This window comes from Streptomyces sp. NPDC040432, assembly GCF_055595445.1.
The window spans coordinates 574,758-597,292 of record NZ_JBVIVP010000002.1 but is presented as its reverse complement, the minus strand read 5'-3'; the positions used below and the strand labels follow the sequence as shown (position 1 = coordinate 597,292).

Below are 22,535 nucleotides of genomic sequence, written 5' to 3'. Positions count from 1 at the left end.
CCCCCCCCCCCCACGCCCGTTTCCGTGCTCGTTCCGCCGGTCGGCTCACTCCAGTCCGGGCGAGACCCGGGCGGGTCCCGCGGCCGGGTCGGCACGCAGCTTGTCCTGGAGTTCCCGGCTCTGCTCGGTCAGCCGCTGCGGTCCGCTGTGCGGGGGAACGCCGGAGACGCTCGTCCCGGGGGAGCTGGGGGGCTCGTACTCCCGTGGCGCGGTGGCCGTGGTGTAGGCGGTCGCGATGGCGATCAGCGCGGTCATGACGAGACCGGCGCGGGTCCACCGCCGGCCCCGGTGCTCCCCGGCGGCGCGGACGACGGCTGCGGGGCGGGGCTCCAGCCGTACGGAGGGCCGGACCGCCCCGAGCAGTTCGCGCAGCACGGCCGACTGCTTCTCCGGCGGGACGTCGGCCAGCTCGGGCACGCGGTCCGCGAGTTCGTCGTGCGCGCGGAGCAGGCGGCTGCCCGCGGTCGGGGTGGTGGCCTCGGTCTCGGCGGCGGTGTCGGGCAGGTCGAGGCCGACGCCGTCGTAGAGGAGCACCGTCCGGCGGTGCACCGGGGGCAGCGCGAGCAGGGCGTCGAGCAGGACCCGGTCGGCGGGGTCCGCCGGCGGCTTGTCGGGGTGGCGGTGGGCTCGGCGGAACCGGTGCCAGGGGGAGAGCGCGTACTCGTACACGGCCGCGCGCACCCAGCCGATGGGGTCGGGGTCGGTGGCGACCTCGGGCCAGCGGTCCCAGGCCTGCTGGAAGGCCCGCTCCACCGACTCGTGGGCGAGGGCGCGGCGGGCCGTGAGGAGGTACGCCTGCCGGGTGAGGGCCGGGGCGGCGTAGGCGTAGAGGGCCTCGAAGGCCTGGACGGGATCGTCCGGGGGCGCGTCGGCGGGCTCCGGCGCCGGTTCGGGCGCCGCCGGTGCCGTTGCCGCGTCGGCGGCCTCGGGCTCGGCCACCTCCACCTCCGGTCCGGTCGCCCGCGACGGGGTCGCGGCCGGGGGCGGTGCCGGCTCGGCCGTCGCACCGGCCGCTACCGCGTCCTGTGCCGCGCCCGGTGCGGGGTCCGTCGGTTCGGGGGTGCGGGCACCGACGGCGGGCGCGTCGGGGCCGGCCGGGCGCCCGGCGGGCTCGGGGGGAGGGGTGGGGCCGGCAGGTCCGCCCGGGGCGGCGTGCGGGCCCGGGCCCGCGGTGGAGCCGCCGCTCCCGGTGCGGACGGGCGTCTTCGTGTCGTGGCGGGCCGCGCCGACCGGCGGCTTGGCGGCGCGCTTGGCGGCCGACCTGGGCCGGGTACCGGGCCCGCCGGGCCTTCCCTGGCCACCGCCGGCGCTCGCCCGCGTGCCCCCGGAGGCACGCGGGGCCCACCCGGCGAAGGGCGCGGCCGGGGCGTGCTCCGGTTCCGGCTCGCGCGCGTGGGGCTCCGGGGGGTGCGCGGGCCGCGGGGGCGCGGCGGGGGTGACCCGTACGTCCGGCGTGTCCGCGTCCGGGACGGCGTCGGCCGCGGCGAGGCGGGCCAGGATCTCGGCGTACACCTCGCGCTTGCGCCCGCGCGGCTCGGTGCGGCCCGTTTCCCACGAGCGGAGCGTGGCCGGGGTGACCCCGATGGCCTCCGCGACCTGCTCGTGGCTCAATTCGCCCGCCTCGCGGAGCCTGCGGCGCTCCTTGGGGGAGGGCAGGCCCAGTTCCGAGCCGGAGGTCGTATCGACGCCTTGTGTCATGCCACACTCCCCGCGACCCGGCAGCCTTGGGCGATAAAGTACATAAACGTATATTGAGCGACACCACGGGCATTCGCCTGTTACCCGCCCATAGCGCGTGTCGTTGGCACCATGGGCGGGGTGACCCAAGTGACTGAACTCGGGACCCCGTTGCCGGCGGCCCTTCGCCCCGGCGTGCGGCGCCGTTCACCGGCCGCCGCCGCCTGTGTGCTGGGCGGCGTCGTGGCCGCCGGACTGGGGCTCGGCTTCCTCGCCGTGCTCGTGATCGTGTTGTGGATCAGTTCCCCCTATCCGGACAGCGGGCCGGGCGGTGCGCTGCACCTCGCCGCCGGCCTGTGGCTGATGGCCCACGGGACGGAGCTCGTGCGCTACGAGACCCTGTCCGGGGTGCCCGCGCCCGTGGGCGTGACGCCGTTGCTCCTGGTGGCCCTGCCCGCCCTGCTGATGCGGCGCGCCGCCCGCCTGGGCAGCGCCTCCGGGGACGCCGCGGGGGCTGACGGCGAGGAGGTCCTGCCGGCCGGTGCCGTGTTCTCCGCGGTGCTCTGCGGCTACCTCACCGTCGGTGCGATGGCCACCGTGTACGCCGCCGGCGGGCCGATGCCGGCCGATCCGCTGAGTGCGGCCTGGCACCTGCCGCTGGTGGCGGCGCTCGCCGCGGCGGGCGGGGTGTGGGCGGCCAAGGGCCGGCCGTTGGGACCCCTGCCGGACTGGGTTCCGAGGGGCGTGCGCAAGGCCATCACGCGCCCCCGGTACGCGCTGGCGCTGCGTTCCGGGACGGCCGGGGTGCTGGTCCTGCTGGGCGGGGGGACGCTGCTCGTCGGTGCCTCCCTGGCCTGGCACGGGTCGGAGGTGCAGGCGTCGTTCCTGACGCTGACCGGGGTCTGGTCGGGGCGGTTCGCGGTGCTGCTGCTGGCGGTGGCCCTGATCCCGAACGCGATGGTGTGGGGCGCGGCCTACGGGCTCGGCCCTGGCTTCGCGCTGGGCGCGGGCGCCACGGCGACCCCGCTCGGCTTCGAGGGCGCGGCGGCGCTGCCCAGGTTCCCGCTGCTGGCGGCGCTGCCGCCGGAAGGGGCGGGGACGCCGGTCACCTGGGCGGCGGCCGGGGTTCCGGTGGCCGCCGGGCTGGCGGTGGGATGGTTCGCGGTCCGGCGGGCGCGGGAGGTCCCGTACGGGGAGACCGCGCTGACGGCGGCCCTGGGCTCGGTGGTGTGCGGGCTGGCGATGGCCGCCCTGGCGGCGGTGTCGGGCGGCCCGATGGGCACGGCCGCGCTGGCGAGCTTCGGGCCCGTGTGGTGGGCCGTCGGGGCCGCGGCCACCGCCTGGACCCTGGTGCTGGCCGTGCCGCTGGCGGTCGGGGTGCACGCGTGGCGGACGCGACCGGCGCGGGGGGCCGCCGAGGAGGTGGCGGCCGACGCCTGGCACGACTCGGGGGTCCGGGAACTGCGCTGGCAGGCCCTGCGCGGCGCGGCGCAGCCCCTGGTCACGCCCCCGACCCGAGGCGGAACCCCCGTCCCGGCGCCCGTCCCGCAGACCGCCCCGGCCGCGGCGCCCGCCCCGGGCACGACGGCCCCGCCGGCCGCCGTGCCCCCGCTGGACCCGGCGGCCCCGGCGACCTCGGCGTCCCGCACGGATGCCGATCCCGCGCCGGGCGCGCGAGCGGCGGAGGTGTTCGAGGCCGCGGCTCCGTCGCCGCCGCGGATTCCCGCCGGCCCGGTGCCCCCGGTGCCCCTGCTCCCGCCGGTGGGCGGTGCGCGGATCCTGTCGCGGCGCCCCCCTGAGGAGTGACGTCACCTCGCCCGAACGCACGCGGTCGGCCCCGATGGGGCCGGCCGCGTGCGTTCGGGCGGGAGCGTCAGCGCTGGACCTTCAGGATGTCGCCCACCACGTTGTCCGGGAGCAGGGTGTTGCACTGGAGTTCCGCGGTGCGCGTCAGGGCGTCGTCGCGGCAGACGTAGAAGTCCTTGTACGCGATCTGCAGCGCGTACGAACTGGCCGCGAGCAGCAGTGCCAGTGAGGCCGTCACCAGGCCGCTGACGGCCGCCGCCCGCTGCGGCCGGGCCGCGGGGCCCAGGGCGGCGAGGCGGTCGGGCTTCCCCGCGACGCCGGTGCCGGTCCCCGCCCCGGCCGCCCGGGCGGCACCGGACTCGGGCGCGGGTCCGCCCCGGAGCGCGCTGATGCCCCAGTACATGGCGAGCGCGCCCAGCAGCAGCCCCATCGAGGGGATGCCGAAGATGCCGAAGAAGAAGCCCCACATGCCGGCCAGGAGCGCGTACCGCGCCCGGCGCTGCAAGGGGTCCATCGGGTCCCAGCGCGCCGGGCCGCCGGCTCCGCCGGGGGAGCCGCCGGGGCCCCCACCGGGGCCTTGGCCGGGGCCGCCACCGGGGCCGGGACCCTGCCCGGGGCCCTGGCCGGGGGCGTCACCCGGACCGCCGCCGCGCGGCTTCCACGGCTGGTCGGGCCGGCCCTCGGGGGGAGCCGCGAAGGGGTTGTCGTCGGTCGAGGAGTCGGGCTGACGGCGGTCCGGCATCGAGTGCGTTACTTCCCCTGTGTCGTGGACGCGGTCCGTGCCGCGTCCGGCGGCGCGCTCCGCGGCATGCGCGGCTCAATGCAGACGCTACCGCCCGCCCGTCCCCCCGTCCCTCGGGGGCGGTCGGGTGTACAGGTATCGTTGCAGGCGGTCGGTGGCTTCGTACGGTTGCCCATGAGTCGGCACGTCGTAGTTTCGTACGACCACACAAGACCAACAACGGCATTCCCGTAAGAAAGGGCCTCCCATGCCCGCCTCCCGCCTGGTCGTGCTGGTCTCCGGCTCCGGCACCAACCTCCAGGCCCTGCTCGACGCCATCGAAGCCCACCCCGGCGGAGCCGACGGCTTCGGCGCCGAGGTCGTCGCCGTCGGCGCGGACCGCGAGAACATCGCCGGCCTGGAACGTGCGGAGAAGGCCGGGATCCCCACCTTCGTGTGCCCCGTCAAGGCCTACGGCACCCGTGCGGAGTGGGATGTCGCGCTGACCGCGGCGACCGCCGCCCACGAGCCCGACCTCGTCGTCTCCGCCGGGTTCATGAAGATCGTGGGGGAGAGCTTCATCGACCGCTTCGGCGGCCGGTTCATCAACACCCACCCCGCCCTCCTCCCGGCCTTCCCCGGCGCGCACGGGGTACGGGACGCCCTCGCCTACGGCGCGAAGGTCACCGGCTGCACGGTCCACTTCGTGGACGGCGGCGTGGACACCGGGCCGATCATCGCCCAGGGTGTCGTGGAGATCAGGGACGCGGAGGACGAATCCGCTCTGCACGAGCGGATCAAGGAAGTCGAGCGCCAGCTGCTCGTCGACGTCGTGGGGCGCCTGGCCCGGCACGGCTATCGCATTGAGGGACGAAAGGTAACGATCCAGTGACCGCCGCAGAGCGCGTGGAGCCCGCAGCCAGCGCGAACAGCAACGAACCGACCACGACCCAGCGGCCGATCCGTCGTGCGCTCGTCAGCGCCTACGACAAGACGGGACTGGAAGAGCTGGCCCGCGGCCTGCACGAGGCGGGCGTCGCGCTCGTCTCCACCGGCTCCACGGCCTCGAAGATCGCCGCGGCCGGGGTGCCCGTCACCAAGGTCGAGGAGCTCACCGGCTTCCCCGAGTGCCTCGACGGTCGCGTCAAGACCCTGCACCCGCGCGTGCACGCCGGCATCCTCGCGGACCTGCGCCTGGAGGACCACCGCAACCAGCTCGCCGAGCTGGGCGTCGAGCCCTTCGACCTGGTCGTCGTCAACCTCTACCCCTTCCTCGCGACCGTCCAGTCGGGCGCCACGCCCGACGAGTGCGTGGAGCAGATCGACATCGGCGGCCCCTCGATGGTCCGCGCCGCGGCCAAGAACCACCCGTCGGTCGCCGTCGTCACCAGCCCCGCCCGCTACGCCGACGTCCTCGACGCGGCGAAGAACGGCGGCTTCGACCTGACCGCCCGCAAGCGGCTCGCGGCCGAGGCCTTCCAGCACACCGCCGCCTACGACGTGGCCGTCGCCTCGTGGTTCACGAACGCGTACGCGCCCGAGTCGGAGGACGCGGCGCTGCCCGAGTTCCTCGCCGGTGCCTGGGAGCGCAAGTCGACCCTGCGGTACGGCGAGAACCCGCACCAGGCCGCCGCGCTCTACACGGACGGTCAGCCGGGCGGGCTCGCCAACGCCGAGCAGCTGCACGGCAAGGAGATGTCCTTCAACAACTACGTCGACACGGAGGCCGCCCGCCGGGCCGCCTACGACCACGACGAGCCCTGCGTCGCGATCATCAAGCACGCCAACCCGTGCGGGATCGCCGTGGACACCGACGTGGCCGCGGCCCACCGCAAGGCGCATGCCTGCGACCCGCTGTCGGCGTTCGGCGGCGTCATCGCCGTGAACCGTCCGGTGACCGTGGAACTCGCCGAGCAGATCGCGGAGATCTTCACCGAGGTCGTCGCCGCGCCCGCCTACGAGGACGGCGCCGTCGAGGTCCTCGCGAAGAAGAAGAACATCCGCGTCCTGAAGGTCGACGGCACGCCCCACCAGCCGGGCGACCTCAAGCCGATCAGCGGCGGCGCGCTGCTCCAGCAGTCCGACCTCTTCCAGGCCGAGGGCGACGACCCGGCGAACTGGACCCTGGCCACCGGTGACGCCCTGTCCGGCGAGGAACTGGCCGGGCTCGCCTTCGCGTGGAAGGCCTGCCGGGCCGTCAAGTCGAACGCGATCCTGCTCGCCAAGGACGGCGCCTCGGTCGGCGTCGGCATGGGCCAGGTCAACCGCGTCGACTCGGCGAAGCTGGCCGTCGAACGGGCCGGGGCCGAGCGCGCGCAGGGCTCGTACGCCGCCTCCGACGCCTTCTTCCCGTTCCCGGACGGGCTGGAGATCCTGACCGCCGCCGGCATCAGGGCCGTCGTCCAGCCGGGTGGTTCCATGCGCGACGAGCAGGTGATCGAGGCCGCGAAGAAGGCCGGCGTGACCATGTACTTCACCGGTACCCGCCACTTCTTCCACTGATCCCGCACCCGCCACGAAACGAAGGCCGCGCCCCGCACTGCGGGACGCGGCCTTCGCCGTGGAGCGGGAGGATCAGCGCTGGCGGTTGAACCAGGCCGCGCCGTCCGACTTCGCCACGAAGACGATGATCAGGATGGCGAGGATGGTGTGCAGCAGACCGATTCCGACGAACGGCCAGATACCGGCGATGGCCGTGATCGACGCGAAGACGATCGTCGTCACGCGGATGCCGTTGCCGCCCTTGCCGAACTTGACGCCGAGGACGATCGCGAGGATGCCCCAGGCCAGGATCAGCACGGCGAACGCGTACAGCGCCCCGGTCGGGAAGTCCTGGAGCTGCTCGAACTGCGCGTCGGCCTGGAGCGTCGGGTCGTCCTTGAGCTTCTGGACGGCCGCACCGGCGACCATGAAGATGCCCGCGCCGATGATCTGGAGCGTGGCGATCACGAACAGCAGCACGCGGGAGGCGGTCACGCCACCGGGCATCGTGAGCGGCGTGCCCGGGTAGCCACCGCCGGGGGTGCCCTGCGGGTAGCCGTAGCCGGCCTGGGCGGGGACGCCCTGCGGGGCCTGCTGCGGGTAGCCGTAGCCGGGCTGACCCTGCGGGGCCTGGGGCTGCTGTCCGTACGGGTTGTTCGGGTCGCCGAAGCTCATCTTTGGGTGTTCCTCCGTGGAAGTGCGGGGACGCACGGCAACACGCGCGGAGGAACTCTGCAACTTGCGGTCCGCCCCCCGGCACTGCCCGCGGCACTCTGGTCGTTGCATCGTCGTCGGGCGGGTGGTTCCTTGTCCAGCCGGTTGCCGCGGGGCCCCTTACTTGTTGTGCAAGTGCAATCAACGGAGGACCACCGCCGAGCACCTTGACTGGAACCGGGGCCACTCCATCCGGGAGGATGGCGACATGACCGCCCAGATTCTCGATGGCAAGGCCACCGCAGCCGCGATCAAGTCCGAACTGACCGCCCGGGTGGCGGCGCTGAAGGACCGGGGCATCACCCCCGGCCTCGGCACGCTGCTCGTCGGCGACGACCCGGGCAGCCGCTGGTACGTCAACGGAAAGCACAAGGACTGCGCCGAGGTGGGCATCGCCTCGATCCAGCGCGAACTGCCCGCCACCGCCTCGCAGGAGGACATCGAGGAGGTCGTGCGGGAGCTCAACGCCAACCCCGACTGCACCGGCTACATCGTCCAACTCCCCCTCCCCAAGGGCATCGACACCAACCGGGTCCTCGAACTGATGGACCCGACCAAGGACGCGGACGGCCTGCACCCCATGTCGCTCGGCCGCCTGGTGCTCAACGAGCCGGGTCCGCTGCCCTGCACCCCGTACGGCATCGTCGAGCTGCTGCGCCACCACGACGTCGCGATCAACGGCGCGCACGTCGTCGTCCTGGGCCGCGGCATCACCGTCGGCCGGTCCATCGGCCTGCTGCTCACCCGCAAGTCGGAGAACGCCACCGTGACCCTGTGTCACACCGGTACGCGCGACCTGTCCGGGCTGCTGCGCCAGGCGGACATCATCGTCGCGGCGGCGGGCGTGCCGCACCTGGTCAAGCCGGAGGACGTGAAGCCGGGCGCGGCGGTGCTCGACGTGGGCGTCAGCCGCGACGAGAACGGCAAGATCGTCGGGGACGTCCACCCGGGCGTCGCCGCGGTGGCGGGCTGGATCTCCCCCAACCCGGGCGGCGTCGGTCCGATGACCCGCGCACAGCTGCTGGTGAACGTGGTCGAGGCGGCGGAACGGATCACCAGTGCGGGCTGAGCAGGACGCGGACGGCGGCCCGGCCGCCGGGAGCAAGCCGGAGCAGGCCGGCCCGGGCGACGGTCCGGCCCCGGGCCCGGACGCTCCGGCGGGTGTGGGTGCGGGTGTGGGTGCCGGTGCGGGTCCGGACGCGGGTGCCGGTGCGGATGCGGACGGGAGCGTGCGAACGGGCGCGGACGGCGGCCCCGGGTCGGCGGCCGGGGCCGTGGAGCCCGGGTCCGGGGGTGCCGGGCCCGAGCGGGTCGACGGCCCGGCGACGGACCGGGCGCGGGCCGGCGCCGCCGCGGCGAGGTCGCGGCGCTTTCCCGCCGTCACCCAGGACACGGCCCGCCCCGAGGGGGGCGGCCGTGCCATACCGGGAGCCGTGTCCACTCCCGCCCGGCAGTGGCCGATGCTCGGCGTCCTCGCCGCGACCGCGGTGGGGCTGCTGCTGACGGCGACGGGCCGTCCCCGCGCGGGCTGCCTGGCGATCGGCATCGCCCTGATCGCGGCGGCCGTGATGCGGCGCGCGTTGCCCTCGGTGGGCATGCTGGCGGTGCGCTCCCGCTTCACGGACATGGTCACGTACGGGTTGCTGGGCGTGGCGATCACGCTGCTCGCGATGGTCATCGAGCCCAGCCCGTGGCTGACGATCCCGTTCCTGGAGACCGCGGTCCGCTTCACCGTCCGCTGAGCGGACCGGCTCGGCCGCGGCGAGGTCGCGGTGCCCGCGGTGCCTTCCCGCCGTCACCCTCGCCGCGCCGCCGGGCCCCGGTCCGCGGTGAGGCCCGTCAGGGCGCCGAGGGTCGCCGCGACGGCGGGACGGGTTTCCGTGCCCGTCCTGACCTGGACCTCCAGGGTCCGCCCGCGGCCCGGCAGCTCCACCACCGCCGTGCCGGGAGGCGGCGCGTCGCACAGCAGCTTCGGCAGGATCGACACGGCCCGCCCGGTGTCGACCAGCCACAGCCCGGCCCGCAGGTCCGCGCACTCGTGCGCGATGCGCGGCGTGAAGCCGGCGTTGCGGCAGGCGTGCACGAGCATCTCCCGGCAGCTGCTCGGGGCGGGTGCCGAGACCCAGTCGGCCTCCCGCAGCGCCGCCAACCCGTCCCGGCGGTACGCGGGGAGCAGGTCCCGGGGCAGTGCCAGGCAGAGCGGGTCGTCGAAGAGCGGCAGCGCGGTGGTACCGCTCGCGGGCGGGGCGCCGAGCAGCGGGTACGCGTACGTGACGGCGAGGTCCAGGCGGCGCTGCCGCAGCAGGGGCAGGGCGTCCTCCGGGTCGGCCTGTACGACGCGCGGGCGCAGTCCGGGGTGGCGTGCGGCGAGGTCGGCGACGAGCGGGGCGGCGACCGTGGCCAGCGCGCTCGGGGCGCAGCCGACGAGGACCTCCCCGACCGGGCCGTCGTCCAGGGCCCGTACGGCCCCTTCGGCACGCTCCAGGGCCGCGAGCACCGGCCCGCAGGCGGCGGCCAGAGCGGCTCCGGCCGGGGTGAGCCGCAGGCCGCGGCCCTCGCGCTCGACGAGGACCGCCCCCGCCTCGGCCTCCAGGGCGCGCAGCTGCTGGGAGACGGCGGAGGGGGTGACCCGGTGCAGGTCGGCGACGACGGTCACCTTCCCGTGCTCCGCCAGGTCCCGCAGGATGACCATCCGCTTCACATCAAGCATGAGTTCATCTTAAGGGTCCATGTAGGAGAGGTAGCTGGACTTAACCTTCCCGGTGCGGGGATGCTCGGGCCATGAACACTGCGAACCACCAGAAGGTGCTCCTGATCGGTGCGGACGGCACGCTCGGCCGGGCGGTGCGCGCGGCGCTGGGCGAGCGCGGCCACGAGGTCGTGACGGCCTCCCGCAAGGGCGCGGACGTCCACGTCGACATCACCGACCCCGAATCCGTCCGGGCGATGTACGACGCGGTCGGATCCGTGGACGCGGTGGCGTGCGCGGCGGGCAGCGTGCCGTGGCGCCCGTTGGGAGAACTGACGGTCCAGGACGTGCGCGCCGGGCTGGAGGGCAAGGTCGTGAGCCAGATCGAGCTCGTCCGCCAGGGCGCCCCCCGGCTGCCCGCGCACGCCTCGTACACGCTGATCACCGGGATCCTGGCGCGTGAGCCCCTGCTGACCGGCTCGGTGGCCTCCCTGGTCAACGGCGCGGTCGAGGCCTTCGTGCGGGCCGCCGCGATCGAGCTGCCCGGCCGGCAGCGGATCAACGCGGTCAGCCCGACCGTCTTCACCGAGTCCATGGACGTCTACGGGGACACCTTCGCCGGATTCGATCCGGTCCCGGTCGCCCGCGCGGCCAACGCCTACGTCAGGTCCGTGGAGGGGCACCGGACGGGCGAGGTCTTCCGCGTGGAATAGCCCCGGAACCGGGCCCCGTGTGCCGTGGACCACACGGGGTCGGGGGTTGGGGGCCCCGCGGGTCGGATAGCCTGACGGCGGATGTCTCTTCACGTCAAGATTCACAGGCTGCGAAGCGGCGTCCTCCCCGCAAGCGGGGTCCCAGCACATGGGGCAGGGACGCCCCACCGCCAGCTGTCTAACGGAGAAGGCCATGACCCGCACTCCCGTGAATGTCACCGTGACCGGCGCTGCCGGCCAGATCGGTTACGCGCTGCTCTTCCGCATCGCCTCCGGCCACCTGCTCGGCGCGGACGTGCCGGTCAAGCTCCGCCTCCTGGAGATCCCCCAGGGCATGAAGGCCGCCGAGGGCACCGCCATGGAGCTCGACGACTGCGCCTTCCCGCTGCTCAAGGGCATCGACATCTTCGACGACCCGAACCAGGGCTTCGCCGGCGCCAACGTCGCGCTGCTCGTGGGCGCCCGCCCGCGCACCAAGGGCATGGAGCGCGGTGACCTGCTCTCCGCCAACGGCGGCATCTTCAAGCCGCAGGGCGCCGCGATCAACGCGCACGCCGCGGACGACATCAAGGTCCTGGTCGTGGGCAACCCGGCCAACACCAACGCGCTCATCGCGCAGGCCGCCGCTCCGGACGTACCGGCCGAGCGCTTCACCGCGATGACCCGTCTGGACCACAACCGGGCGATCTCGCAGCTCGCGAAGAAGACCGGCGCCGACGTCACCGACATCAAGCGCCTCACCATCTGGGGCAACCACTCGGCGACCCAGTACCCGGACATCTTCCACGCGGAGATCGCCGGCAAGAACGCCGCCGAGGTCGTCGGCGACGAGGCGTGGCTGGCCGACACCTTCATCCCGACCGTCGCCAAGCGCGGCGCCGCGATCATCGAGGCCCGTGGCGCGTCCTCGGCCGCCTCGGCCGCCAACGCCGCCATCGACCACGTGCACACCTGGGTCAACGGCACCGCCGCGGGCGACTGGACCTCGATGGGCATTCCGTCGGACGGCTCCTACGGCGTCCCGGAGGGCATCATCTCCTCCTTCCCCGTCACCACCAAGGACGGCCGGTACGAGATCGTCCAGGGCCTGGACATCAACGAGTTCTCCCGTGCGCGCATCGACGCGTCCGTGGCGGAGCTCGTCGAGGAGCGCGACGCGGTGCGCGAGCTCGGCCTGATCTGATCCGATCGGTCGGTCCGGTTCGTCCGGACCGCCGATCCCTCGAACGTCCGAGCGCCCCGGCCAAACCTGGTCGGGGCGCTTTGGCGTGAATTCGGCTGTCGGGTGCACGCGGGACGAAAATAGGGTCGCCCGGTGAGCGAGGACGAGCGGAACCGGCAGTCGCAGCGGTGGGACTGGGGCCCGCGGCCCGCCGAGCCCCCGCACCCCGGATCCGCGCACCCCGAGCCCCCGTACCCGTCGCTGCCGCCCGTGCCGCCGGCGGGGGCCGATGCCGCGTCCGCCGCGCCGCCGCCCGGACTCCCGCTTCCGCCCCTGCCCCAGTACGTGGCCTGGGCCCCCGAGCCGCCCGTGGTCGCCGCGCCGCCGCCGCGGGCCCGGGCGGCTTCGAGGCCGCGGGGTCCCTTGCTGGTCGGGGCGCTGGCCGTCGTGGCCGCCGGGGCCTTCGCCGCCGGGTGGTACGTACTGACCGGGCAGGGGGAGTCGGGGAACGCGGCGGGACCCGGCCCGGCCGTCTCGCTCACCACCTCCGGGGAGCCGTCGGCGGCCCCGACCGGTGCCGCTCCCGCGCCGAGCGCGGTTCCGAGCACGGCCCCGAGCACGGACCCGAACCCGGAGGCGAGCCGGGCGCCGACCGCGAGCGCGACGCCGGCGCCGGGCGCCGCCCCGGGCGCGGGCGCCGAACCGTCCGCGGGCGCCAGCGGCCGCGGCGTGGTGCGCGACGGCGCGGGCTTCTCGGTCGCCGTCCCCGACGGCTGGCAGCGCAGCCACGACGAGATGGGCAGCGGCACCTTCTACCGCCCGCCGGGCGACCGCAGCGCCCTGCTCCAGGTCTTCCGGGTCACCGAGCCCGCCTCGACGGGCTCGTGCGAGCTGCTGCGGACGTCCTCCCGGACGCTGGGCGCCAACCCGGGCTACCGGCAGGTCTCCCTCGAACCGGTCGCCGGCGGCGCCTGCGAGCTGGTCTACGAGTACGACAGCGCGGAGAGCGGCGGTCGCCGCCGGGGCGTGGAGCGGATCGTCACCACGCCGGGCGGCGACCGGTGGGCGCTGCTGGCGGCCGGTCCGGCCGCCGAGGGCGGGACCGTACGGGCGCACCTGACGGCGGCCGTGGAGTCGTTCCGGCCGGAGTGACCCGCCGGACGGACCCGCCGTCGGACCCGCCGACCCCGCCCGGGGCGCCCCGTGGCGTCCCGGGCCGGGAGTTCCTCAGCCCTGCTTGTACTGACCCGGGGTGTAGTGCCCCGGGGTCATGCGGGTGGTGACGCCGATCCGGTTCCAGACGTTGATCGTCGCGATCACGGCGATCAGCTGGGCCAGTTCCGCCTCCTCGAACTGCGCGGCGGCCCGCGCGTACACCTCGTCGGGCACGAAGCCGTCCGTCAGGACGGTGACGGCCTCGGTCAGCTCGATCGCCGCCAGCTCCTTCTCCGTGTAGAAGTGCCGCGACTCCTCCCAGGCGGCGAGCTGTACGACGCGTTCGACGCTCTCGCCCGCCGCGAGGGCGTCCTTGGTGTGCATGTCGAGGCAGAAGGCGCAGTGGTTGACCTGCGAGGCGCGGATCTTCACCAGCTCGACCAGGGACGGGTCCAGGCCCTTGCGCGCGGCGATCTCCAGACCCAGGACGGCCTTGTGGACCTCGGGGGCCAGCTTGGCCATCTGCATGCGGGGGGCGTGTTCGGCGGCGAGTGCGGTGGTACCGGTGCGGTTGTTCATGTCTCCACCGTAGGCATCGGGCGGCCCGCCGCTATGGTCCATGTTCATGACGGGATCATGGGCCACTTTCGGTGCCGACCTGCACCTCGACCTCGCGGCGGGACGGGGTCTGCGCGCCGCCCTCACCGAGGCGCTGCGGGAGGCGGCGCGCAGCGGACGGCTCGCACCCGGCACCCGCCTGCCGTCCTCCCGGTCCTTCGCGGTCGATCTCGGGATCGCCCGCAACACGGTCGCGGAGGCGTACGCCGAACTCGTTGCCGAGGGCTGGCTGACGGCCCGGCAGGGCTCCGGCACCCGGGTCGCCGAGCGGGCCCGACCGCGCCGGGCGGCCGCGACGGCCCGCGCCCGCCGCCCCGCGCGCGGTGGGCCCGCGTACAGCCTGCTGCCCGGCTCGCCGGACCTGGGCGGGTTCCCCCGTACGGCCTGGGCGGCGGCGGCCCGGCGGGCGTTGACCGACGCCCCGAACGAGGCCTTCGGGTACGCGGTGGACCCCCGCGGCCGGGTGGAGCTGCGCGAGGCGCTCGCCGGCTACCTGGCACGGGCGCGCGGGGTGTACGCCGACCCGGACCGGATCGTGCTGTGCGCGGGCTTCTCCCACGGGCTGGCGCTGATGGGCCGGGTGCTGCGGGGGAGGCGGGTCCGGGACGTGGCGGTCGAGGGGTACGGCCTGGACATCCACCGCGACCTCCTCACCGGCGCCGGCCTCACCACCCGCCCGCTCCGACTGGACGGGGACGGTGCCCGCACCACGGACCTCGCCGACCTCGGCGCCCGCACCGGAGCGGTGCTGCTCACCCCCGCGCACCAGTTCCCGACCGGGGCGGCCCTCACCCCGGGCCGGCGGGCGGCGGCGGTGGACTGGGCGCGCACGAGCGGCGCGCTGATCCTGGAGGACGACTACGACGGGGAGTTCCGGTACGACCGCCAGCCCGTCGGAGCGCTCCAGGGACTGGACCCCGACCGGGTGGTGTACCTGGGCACGGCGAGCAAGTCCCTGTCCCCGGCGCTGCGGATGGGCTGGATGGTGGTCCCGCCCGGCCTCCTGGACGAGGTACTGGCGGCCAAGGGTCCCGCCGACGGGACCTCCAGCGCCCTGGACCAGCTGACGCTGGCGCGGTTCATCACCTCGGGGGCCTACGACCGTCACGTGCGCGGCATGCGGCTGCGCTACCGGCGCCGCCGGGACGAGTTGGTGGCCGCCCTGGCCGGGCGGGTCCCGGTGTCCGGCATCGCGGCGGGGCTGCACGCGGTCCTGGACCTCCCGGCGGGGGCGGAACGCTCGCTGGTGCAGGCCGCGGCCTGGCAGGACCTGGCCCTGGAGGGCCTCGCGCGCTACCGGCACCCGGACTCCGACCTGCCCGCGCGGGACGCGCTGGTGGTGGGGTACGGCACCCCGTCCGACAGCGCCTGGGCCCCGGCCCTCGCCGCCCTGCTGGCCACCCTCCCCTGAGCGTCCCGGCCGGCCGGGGCTCAGTGGATGACGCTGAAGCTGCGCCAGGGCAGGCTGTGGGGGGCGGTGACGTTCGAGAGGGTGGTGGCGACGTAGATGCCGCCCTCCGCTTCCAGCTTCTTGCAGTCCGGCGTCCGGTACAGCACGACGTCGACGAGGGTGTTGTTCTCGACGTGGGTGGCGCCGTCCGGCACCTTGATGCGGTGGCAGCCCTTGACCGGGGTGTTGGTGTAGGTCACTTCGAGCGGGGAGTCGTGGCCGCGGAAGGTGAGGGTGCCGACCGTGCTCCGGCCGAGGCCCGAGCAGGCGGTGGCGGTGAGCAGCAGCGCGGCCGCCCCGGTGATGACGCCGATGCGCCGGAGGTGGGACATGGCACGGTCCTCGTCTGTGCGGTGATGGCTGTCCTTGCCCGCAGCCTGCACCGGCCGGCCGCGGCCGGCATCCGGTGCGCGGCCGGCCGGATGAACGGGGCCGGGGAGCCCGCCCGGCGTGCCGGGCGGGGGAGTCACCCGGCGGTGGGGCCGGTCCGGGTGAAGAGGCGGCCGGCGAGGTCGACGCCGATGACCGCGCCGCTCCCGTCGCGGGTGAAGCAGCCGCGCTGTCCCTTGAGGCCGCCGCTGGTCAGGACGTACTCGTCCGCGTCGCCGGGCAGGAGACCGAGGTCGGCCGGGGGGAGGTCGGGGGGCAGGTCGGTGTCCGAGGCGGCGCGGATCGCGGGCTTGATCCGGACGTCGAGGGCCAGGGACCGTCCGTCGGTGGTGATGGTCAGGGCCATGACGTCGTTCTCGAAGTCGCCGAGGATCTCGCCGGCGCGTTCGGCGTCGTGGGGCAGCGGCTCCGGATCGCGGTCGACGACCCCGAGGCGGTGTTCCAGGACCCACCGGACGACGGCCCGGTTGAACAGCAGGCCGGCGTCCGGACCGGCGTTGGAGGCCACGACGACGGCGAAGTCCCGCTCGGGGACGATGAGCAGCTCGGCGAACTGGCCGAAGCCGGATCCGCCGTGTCCGACGGTGCGCACGCCGTCCACGTCGCGCAGGAACCAGCCGGTGCCGATGGCGTCGCCGAGGGTGCTCGCGACCAGGGGGACGGTGGGTTGCCGCATCCGGTGCAGGGCGGCGGCGGGCAGGACGGGCGCGCCGTCGTGGCCGCGGCCGTCCCCGAGGTGGAAGCGGGCCCAGCGCAGTTGGTCGACGACCGAGGAACTGATGCCGCCGCCCGGGTTGTTGCCGCGGGTGCCCTTCCAGGGCCGGGTGACGGTCGGGGCGCCGTCGGCGTCGAGCTCGTGGCCGACGGCGAAGCGGCGGGTCATGACGTCACCGGGCGCGAAGAGGGTGTCGTCCAGGGCCAGTGGTTGGAGGACGAGCCGGGTGACGGCCTGTTCGTAGGTCACGCCGGTGACGTTCTCGATGATCCGGCCGGCGAGGTTGTACCCGGCCTGGCTGTACGAGGCCCGGCTGCCCGGGGCGGCGATCAGGGGGAGGGAGGCCAGGCCCGCGACGAAGGCGGCGAGCGCGTCGTCGCCCTCGCCGGTGTCGTCGACGAGGTTCCAGTCCAGCCCGGCGGTGTGGTTGAGCAGGTTCCGCACGGTGATCCGCCCGGCGACCTCCTCGGAGGCGAGCGCGAGTTCGGGGACGTAGCGGCGGACGGGGGCGGCGAGGTCGACCAGGCCTTCCTCGGCCAGCCGCACCAGGGCGGTCGCCGTGTACGTCTTGGTGACGGACCCCAGCTGGAACAGCGTGCGGCCGTCCACGGGCAGCGGGTTCTCCGTGCTGGTCACGCCGTGGCAGGCGAGCGTCTCCCGGCCGCCGTGCCACACCCCGACGGCTGCTCCCGGAACGCCGAACTCCGCGGCTGCGTCCGCGATGAAACCGGCCAGTGTTACCTGCGACATGTTCCGTCCCCTCCTCTGGAATTGCACTTTGTTCAAGAGGAAGTTAGCCCGCTCCTTGAACTAAGTGCAAGAGGGTTGTTGAACTAAGTGAAATCAGTTCGTCGGGGTCGGTGCCGCAGCCGCCGGCCCGGGCTCCCCGAAGCGCGACAGCGCGAGCGAACCCGCCACCGCCACCGCGAAGCCGAGGACCGCCGCCCAGGTCAGCCCCTCCCGGGTCCGGTCGCCGAGCCAGATCACCCCCACCAGCGCCGGACCGATCGTCTCGCCCAGCACCATCCCGGCCGTCGCCGCCGTCACCGAGCCGCGTTGCAGGGCCGAGGTGAGCAGCAGGAACCCGGCGGCCCCGCCCAGCAGCAGGGCGTACGACGCCGGGTTCGCGAACTCGCGGAGCGACAGGGAATCGATGAGTCGGACGGCCACCTCCACGACCCCGAACCCCGTACCCGCCGCCAGGCCCAGCACCAGCGCGCGCGGCCCGTCCGGCAGTCGGCCCGCCGCCGCGCCCACCAGCAGCACCAGCGCGGCCGCGGCCAGCAGTCCGAACGCCAGCGCCGTCGACCCGGTGCCCGAGCCCTCGGCCCCCGAGGCCAGGCCCAGCATCAGCAGCCCCGCACACACCACGGCCACCGCACCCCACTCCCGCCCCGACAGCCGCACGTGCAGCAGTCGCGCCGCCACCACCGCCGTCACCGCCAGGCTGGAGGCCATCGCCGCCCCCACCGCGTAGATCGGGAGGTGCCGAAGGGCCACGATCTGGAGCACGAACCCCGCCCCGTCCAGCCCGAGCCCCAGCAGGTACCGCCACTGTCGGACCGCCCGCAGGAACAGCGCGGCGTCCACACCGGAGCCGGTACCCGGCTCCGCCGCCCGCGCCGCCACCGCCTGGAGAACCGACGCCGTACCGAAGCAGACCGCCGCACCCGGTGCGCAAATCATCCCAATCAGCACGAAGCGACTCTAGGTCACGACCGTGACAAGGGTGTGACGGCGGCCGGATTCCATCCCCGCGCGCCCCCGCTCTACGCTGTCGGCAGCCTTCGGCAGTACACGTCACACAGGGGGAGCGAAATTCACATGGACACCAGCAACACCACCCGGCGCCGGATGCGGTCGGGAGCGGTCGCCCTGGGCGGCATGGGTCTGCTCGCCGCCACCCTCGTGGCCTGCGGAAGCAGCGACGAGCCCGACAAGCGCTGCGCGTCCCGCACCACGCTGAAGCACCTGAACAACAAGGACTGCAAGACCGGCGGGTCCGGCTCGTACTACTACGGCGGTTACGTCAGCGCCGGCAAGGTGGCCGGCGGCAGCTTCGAGAAGTCGGCCGTCACCCGCGGCGGCATCGGCGGGCACAGCAACTCCGGCTCCAGCGGCGGCTGATCCCGTGGAACGCCACACCATCGAACCCCGCCCCGACTGGCAGAGGACCGTCGAGGAGCAGGGCCTGATCTATCCCCTCACCCGGTTCCCGGACGACTCCCTGCGCCCCTACTGGGACGAGAGTGCCTACTACTCCTTCACGCTTCCCGAGGTGGAGGCGCTGGAGGGGGTCGTCGAGGAACTGCACGCCATGTGCCTGGCCGCGGCCGCGCACATCGTCGAGCGGGACCGCTTCGCCGACCTCGGGCTCACCGACCCGAAGCTGGTCGCGCTCATCAAGGAGTCCTGGCGGCGACGGGCCGAGCAGCCCTCCCTCTACGGCCGCTTCGACCTGCGCTACGACGGTTCCGGCAGCCCCGCGAAACTGCTGGAGTACAACGCCGACACCCCCACCTCCCTGGTGGAGGCGGCGAGCCCGCAGTGGTTCTGGATGGAGGAGCGCTTCCCCGGGGCCGACCAGTGGAACTCCCTCCACGAGCGGCTCGTCGAGGCCTGGCGCCGCCAGGCCGAACTGCTGCCGCCCGGCACGCTGCACTTCGCGCACTCCGAGACGGACGAGCTGGGCGAGGACCTCATGACGGTCGCCTACCTCCAGGAGACCGCCGAGCAGGCCGGGATCGACACGCACGCCCTGTCGGTGGAACAGATCGGCTGGGACAGCCTGTCCGGCCGCTTCGTCGACGACAAGCTCCGGTTCATCCGGGGCTGCTTCAAGCTCTACCCGTGGGAGTGGCTGGCCACCGACGAGTTCGGCCCGCAGGTGCTGGGCACCTACGACCACGGCGGCGGCTCCGGTACCACCGCCTGGATCGAGCCGGTGTGGAAGATGCTGCTCGCCAACAAGGCGCTCCTGGCGATCCTGTGGGAGCTGTTCCCCGAGCACCCGAACCTCCTCCCCGCCTACCTCGACGGCCCCCGCGAGCTCGCCGAACCGGGCTCCACCGGCTACGTGGCCAAGCCGCTGCTGGGCCGCGAGGGCGCCGGGGTCACGCTCCACGAGGCGGGCGCGGAGGGCGAGCCGTTCGTCCCGACCGAGGGGGAGACGTACGTCTTCCAGGCGCTGGCGCCGCTGCCCGACTTCGACGGCAACCGGGTCGTCCTCGGCGCGTGGGTCGTCGAGGAGGAGTCGGCGGGGCTCGGCATCCGGGAATCGGCGGGGCCGGTCACGGACGAGTACGCCCGCTTCCTGCCCCACGTCATCCTCTGACCGGTCGGCCGGCCGGTCGGCGGGCACCGCGCCCCGCCGACCGGTGGGCCGGTCGGCGGGGTCGGCCGGTCAGCCGGCGAGGACGGACCTGAGCTGGTCCAGCCCCCAGTCCAGGTCCTCCTTGGAGATCACCAGGGGCGGCGCGATGCGGATCGTGGAGCCGTGCGTGTCCTTCACCAGGACCCCCAGTTCCATCAGCCGTTCGGAGATCTCCCGGCCCGTCCCGCGGGCCGGGTCGATGTCCACACCGGCCCACAGCCCGCGCCCCCGCACGGCGGTCACCGCGCCGCCGCCGACCAGCAGGTTCAGCTCCCGGTGCAGGTGGTCGCCCAGTTCGGCGGCGTGCTGCTGGTACTCGCCCGAACGGAGCATCGCGACCACCTCCAGGGCGACCGCGCAGGCGAGGGGGTTCCCGCCGAAGGTGGACCCGTGCTCGCCGGGCCGGAACACCCCGAGGACGTCGCGGTCGGCCACCACCGCGGACACGGGCACGACGCCGCCGCCGAGCGCCTTGCCCAGGACGTACATGTCGGGCACGACCCCCTCGTGGTCGCAGGCGAAGGTCTTCCCCGTCCGACCGAGGCCCGACTGGATCTCGTCCGCGATGAACAGGACGTTCCGTTCGCGCGTCAGTTCCCGTACGCCCGGCAGGTATCCGGCGGGCGGCACCAGGACCCCGGCCTCGCCCTGCACGGGCTCCAGCAGCACGGCGACGGTGTTCTCGGTGACGGCGTCGGCCAGTGCCGTGAGGTCCCCGTACGGGACGATCTCGAAGCCCGGCGTGTAGGGGCCGAAGTGGTCGCGGGCCTCGTGGTCGGTGGAGAAGGACACGATGGTGGTCGTGCGGCCGTGGAAGTTGTCGGCGGCCACCACGATCTTGGCGTGGCCGTCCGGCACGCCCTTGACCTGGTAGCCCCACTTGCGGGCGGTCTTCACCGCCGTCTCCACGGCCTCGGCGCCCGTGTTCATGGGCAGGACCATCTCCTTGCCGCACAACGCCGCCAGCTCCGTACAGAAGTCGGCGAAGCGGTCGTGGTGGAAGGCGCGGGAGGTCAGGGTGACCCGCTCCAACTGGGCGCGGGCGGCGTCGATCAGCCGGCGGTTGCCGTGACCGAAGTTGAGCGCCGAGTACCCGGCGAGCATGTCGAGGTACCGGCGGCCCTCCACGTCGGTCATCCAGGCGCCCTCCGCCGAGGCGATGACGACGGGCAGGGGGTGATAGTTGTGCGCGCTGTGCGCGTCGGCGGAGCGGATGGCATCAGCAGTAGTCGACACGGGGTCTCCGATCGTCCGTCAGGGCCTGTGACGAGGGTGGCGTCACTGTCCATCCTCGCTCGCGGACCGGACGGAGAAACCTTTCTTGCGGCGCGCCCGCTAAGGTGGGCGGCACGCACGGCGACTGGCGCACGGAGAACGGACTCCGGGGGAGTCGTGCGCGCACGACCGCACACAGGGCCGCTCGCCTGGGCCTCGCGGGGACGAGATGTCGACATCGACCCCGGAGGAGCCGCCATGAACGCGCGCCGCCACCCCGCCCTCTTCTCGACCGACCCCGAACTGGCGTCCTTCGTCGAGGCGGAGGAAGCGCTGCAGGCCGAGACCCTGCGCCTGATCCCCAGCGAGAACTACGTGTCCGCCGCCGTGCTCGAAGCCTCCGGCACGGTGCTCCAGAACAAGTACAGCGAGGGCTATCCGGGCCGCCGCTACTACGAGGGCCAGCAGAACATCGACCGTGTCGAGGCCCTCGCCGTCGAGCGGGCGAAGGGCCTGTTCGGGGTGGACCACGCCAACGTGCAGCCGTACTCGGGATCCCCGGCGAACCTGGCCGTCTACCTGGCGTTCGCGAAGCCCGGCGACACCGTCATGGGCATGGCCCTGCCGATGGGCGGGCACCTCACCCACGGCTGGGGCGTCTCCGCGACGGGCTCCTGGTTCCGGGGCGTGCAGTACGGGGTCTCCGCCGGGACCGGCCGGATCGACTACGACGCCGTGCGCGAACTGGCCCTCGCCGAGCGCCCGAAGATCATTTTCTGCGGCGGTACCGCCCTGCCGCGCACGATCGACTTCGAGGCCTTCGCCTCGATCGCGAAGGAGGCGGGCTCGGTCCTCGTCGCCGACGTCGCCCACATCGCGGGCCTGATCGCCGGCGGCGCGCACCCCTCCCCGGCGGAGCACGCCGACGTGATCTCCACGACCACCCACAAGACCCTGCGCGGTCCGCGCGGCGCGATGCTGATGTGCCGCGAGGAGCACGCCAAAGCCATCGACAAGGCCGTGTTCCCGGGCCTCCAGGGCGGCCCGCACAACCAGACGACCGCGGGCATCGCGGTGGCCCTGCACGAGGCCGCCCAGCCGTCGTTCACCGCGTACGCCCACGCGGTGGTGGCCAACGCGAAGGCGCTGGCCGGTGAACTGTCGGCCCGGGGCTTCGACCTGGTGTCCGGCGGCACGGACAACCACCTGATCCTGATGGACCTGACCTCGCGCGAGGTGCCGGGCAAGGTCGCGGCCAAGGCGCTGGACCGCGCGGGCATCGTCGTCAACCACAACACCGTCCCGTTCGACACGCGCAAGCCGTTCGACCCGTCCGGCATCCGCATCGGCACCCCGTCGCTCACCTCGCGCGGCCTGTCGACCGGGCACATGCCGCTGGTCGCGGAGTGGATCGCCCGGTCGGTGGACGCCGCGGCGAAGGGCGACGGGGCGGCCCTCGCGGCGGTCCGCGCGGAGGTCACCGACCTGATGGCGGCCTTCCCGGCGCCGGGCCTGCCGACCGCCTGACGGACCGCCCGCCCCGTTCCCCGGTCGGCCGTCGTCCCGTCCGCCGCCCGCCCGGGAACGGGGCGGGCGTGCGGGCGGCGGGAGCGGTCGTCCGGCCGGTGCGGGCAGCGCAGACCGGCGGCGCAAAGC

General features: G+C 74.3%; 21 protein-coding genes and 1 riboswitch. Of the genes, 12 read left to right on the top strand and 9 right to left on the bottom strand.

The features are described from left to right. Positions 1-45 precede the first annotated feature (45 nt). Complete coding sequence (locus ACZ58N_RS06480; RefSeq protein WP_471156279.1) at positions 46-1,698, bottom strand: helix-turn-helix domain-containing protein; 1,653 nt, start codon at positions 1,696-1,698, stop codon at positions 46-48. A gap of 120 nt (positions 1,699-1,818) precedes the next feature. Between ACZ58N_RS06480 and ACZ58N_RS06475 the strand changes: the two genes are divergently transcribed. Continuing rightward, positions 1,819-3,483, top strand: coding sequence for a cell division protein PerM (locus ACZ58N_RS06475; protein ID WP_471156277.1), 1,665 nt, complete (start codon positions 1,819-1,821; stop codon positions 3,481-3,483). A 67-nt stretch (positions 3,484-3,550) separates the two neighbouring features. Here ACZ58N_RS06475 and ACZ58N_RS06470 read toward each other — a convergent pair whose 3' ends face one another. Further along, positions 3,551-4,225, bottom strand: coding sequence for a hypothetical protein (locus ACZ58N_RS06470; RefSeq protein ID WP_471156275.1), 675 nt, complete (start codon positions 4,223-4,225; stop codon positions 3,551-3,553). A gap of 247 nt (positions 4,226-4,472) precedes the next feature. Between ACZ58N_RS06470 and purN the strand changes: the two genes are divergently transcribed. Further along, positions 4,473-5,096: a phosphoribosylglycinamide formyltransferase gene (purN, locus tag ACZ58N_RS06465; protein WP_471156273.1), complete on the top strand. Its 624-nt coding sequence runs from the start codon at positions 4,473-4,475 to the stop codon at positions 5,094-5,096. A 14-nt stretch (positions 5,097-5,110) separates the two neighbouring features. Continuing rightward, entirely contained in the window at positions 5,111-6,706 is a 1,596-nt protein-coding gene (gene purH / locus ACZ58N_RS06460) for a bifunctional phosphoribosylaminoimidazolecarboxamide formyltransferase/IMP cyclohydrolase (protein ID WP_471156598.1), read from the top strand. A gap of 72 nt (positions 6,707-6,778) precedes the next feature. Here the strand turns inward: purH and ACZ58N_RS06455 are convergent, their stop codons facing one another. Further along, positions 6,779-7,360 carry a hypothetical protein gene (locus ACZ58N_RS06455; protein WP_389706404.1) on the bottom strand — a complete coding sequence of 194 codons (582 nt, stop codon included), beginning with the start codon at positions 7,358-7,360 and terminating at the stop codon, positions 6,779-6,781. Positions 7,361-7,607: 247 nt separating this feature from the next. Between ACZ58N_RS06455 and ACZ58N_RS06450 the strand changes: the two genes are divergently transcribed. Further along, positions 7,608-8,468: a bifunctional methylenetetrahydrofolate dehydrogenase/methenyltetrahydrofolate cyclohydrolase gene (locus tag ACZ58N_RS06450; protein ID WP_319188830.1), complete on the top strand. Its 861-nt coding sequence runs from the start codon at positions 7,608-7,610 to the stop codon at positions 8,466-8,468. After that, positions 8,458-9,141, top strand: coding sequence for a DUF3017 domain-containing protein (locus ACZ58N_RS06445; RefSeq protein WP_471156270.1), 684 nt, complete (start codon positions 8,458-8,460; stop codon positions 9,139-9,141). The genes ACZ58N_RS06450 and ACZ58N_RS06445 overlap by 11 nt, the downstream gene beginning before the upstream one ends. Before the next feature lie 53 nt (positions 9,142-9,194). On the opposite strand, the gene ACZ58N_RS06440 is transcribed toward ACZ58N_RS06445, so the two are convergent. Continuing rightward, positions 9,195-10,109, bottom strand: a complete 915-nt coding sequence (locus ACZ58N_RS06440; protein ID WP_471156268.1) for a LysR family transcriptional regulator — start codon at positions 10,107-10,109, stop codon at positions 9,195-9,197. A 71-nt stretch (positions 10,110-10,180) separates the two neighbouring features. Between ACZ58N_RS06440 and ACZ58N_RS06435 the strand changes: the two genes are divergently transcribed. The 3 genes from ACZ58N_RS06435 to ACZ58N_RS06425 all read left to right on the top strand — a co-directional run bounded on the left by ACZ58N_RS06435 (position 10,181) and on the right by ACZ58N_RS06425 (position 13,115). Then, positions 10,181-10,801: a short chain dehydrogenase gene (locus ACZ58N_RS06435; protein ID WP_471156265.1), complete on the top strand. Its 621-nt coding sequence runs from the start codon at positions 10,181-10,183 to the stop codon at positions 10,799-10,801. A gap of 193 nt (positions 10,802-10,994) precedes the next feature. After that, positions 10,995-11,984, top strand: coding sequence for a malate dehydrogenase (locus ACZ58N_RS06430; protein WP_471156263.1), 990 nt, complete (start codon positions 10,995-10,997; stop codon positions 11,982-11,984). Between the two features lie 132 nt (positions 11,985-12,116). Continuing rightward, positions 12,117-13,115 (top strand): hypothetical protein, encoded by a 999-nt coding sequence (locus tag ACZ58N_RS06425; protein WP_471156260.1) that lies wholly within the window; start codon positions 12,117-12,119, stop codon positions 13,113-13,115. Between the two features lie 75 nt (positions 13,116-13,190). Here the strand turns inward: ACZ58N_RS06425 and ACZ58N_RS06420 are convergent, their stop codons facing one another. Continuing rightward, the gene (locus ACZ58N_RS06420; RefSeq protein WP_471156595.1) at positions 13,191-13,697 is read right to left on the bottom strand and encodes a carboxymuconolactone decarboxylase family protein; all 507 of its coding nucleotides are present in this window, start codon (positions 13,695-13,697) and stop codon (positions 13,191-13,193) included. A gap of 46 nt (positions 13,698-13,743) precedes the next feature. Here ACZ58N_RS06420 and pdxR point away from each other — a divergent pair, with 46 nt between their 5' ends. Continuing rightward, the gene (gene pdxR, locus ACZ58N_RS06415; protein WP_471156258.1) at positions 13,744-15,147 is read left to right on the top strand and encodes a MocR-like pyridoxine biosynthesis transcription factor PdxR; all 1,404 of its coding nucleotides are present in this window, start codon (positions 13,744-13,746) and stop codon (positions 15,145-15,147) included. 20 nt (positions 15,148-15,167) lie between these two features. Here the strand turns inward: pdxR and ACZ58N_RS06410 are convergent, their stop codons facing one another. The 3 genes from ACZ58N_RS06410 to ACZ58N_RS06400 all read right to left on the bottom strand — a co-directional run bounded on the left by ACZ58N_RS06410 (position 15,168) and on the right by ACZ58N_RS06400 (position 17,977). Then, positions 15,168-15,518 (bottom strand): hypothetical protein, encoded by a 351-nt coding sequence (locus ACZ58N_RS06410; RefSeq protein WP_453439818.1) that lies wholly within the window; start codon positions 15,516-15,518, stop codon positions 15,168-15,170. A gap of 134 nt (positions 15,519-15,652) precedes the next feature. After that, entirely contained in the window at positions 15,653-17,041 is a 1,389-nt protein-coding gene (locus ACZ58N_RS06405; protein WP_471156255.1) for a serine hydrolase domain-containing protein, read from the bottom strand. Between the two features lie 93 nt (positions 17,042-17,134). Beyond that, the gene (locus tag ACZ58N_RS06400; RefSeq protein WP_471156592.1) at positions 17,135-17,977 is read right to left on the bottom strand and encodes a DMT family protein; all 843 of its coding nucleotides are present in this window, start codon (positions 17,975-17,977) and stop codon (positions 17,135-17,137) included. Between the two features lie 138 nt (positions 17,978-18,115). Here ACZ58N_RS06400 and ACZ58N_RS06395 point away from each other — a divergent pair, with 138 nt between their 5' ends. Beyond that, entirely contained in the window at positions 18,116-18,418 is a 303-nt protein-coding gene (locus tag ACZ58N_RS06395) for a hypothetical protein (protein ID WP_471156254.1), read from the top strand. A gap of 4 nt (positions 18,419-18,422) precedes the next feature. Further along, positions 18,423-19,625, top strand: a complete 1,203-nt coding sequence (locus ACZ58N_RS06390) for a glutathionylspermidine synthase family protein (protein ID WP_471156252.1) — start codon at positions 18,423-18,425, stop codon at positions 19,623-19,625. Positions 19,626-19,694: 69 nt separating this feature from the next. Here the strand turns inward: ACZ58N_RS06390 and rocD are convergent, their stop codons facing one another. Further along, positions 19,695-20,900: an ornithine--oxo-acid transaminase gene (gene rocD / locus ACZ58N_RS06385; RefSeq protein WP_471156250.1), complete on the bottom strand. Its 1,206-nt coding sequence runs from the start codon at positions 20,898-20,900 to the stop codon at positions 19,695-19,697. Between the two features lie 110 nt (positions 20,901-21,010). Further along, a riboswitch (ZMP/ZTP riboswitch) is annotated at positions 21,011-21,101 on the top strand. A 36-nt stretch (positions 21,102-21,137) separates the two neighbouring features. Here rocD and ACZ58N_RS06380 point away from each other — a divergent pair. After that, complete coding sequence (locus tag ACZ58N_RS06380) at positions 21,138-22,406, top strand: serine hydroxymethyltransferase (protein WP_471156248.1); 1,269 nt, start codon at positions 21,138-21,140, stop codon at positions 22,404-22,406. Positions 22,407-22,535 lie beyond the last annotated feature (129 nt).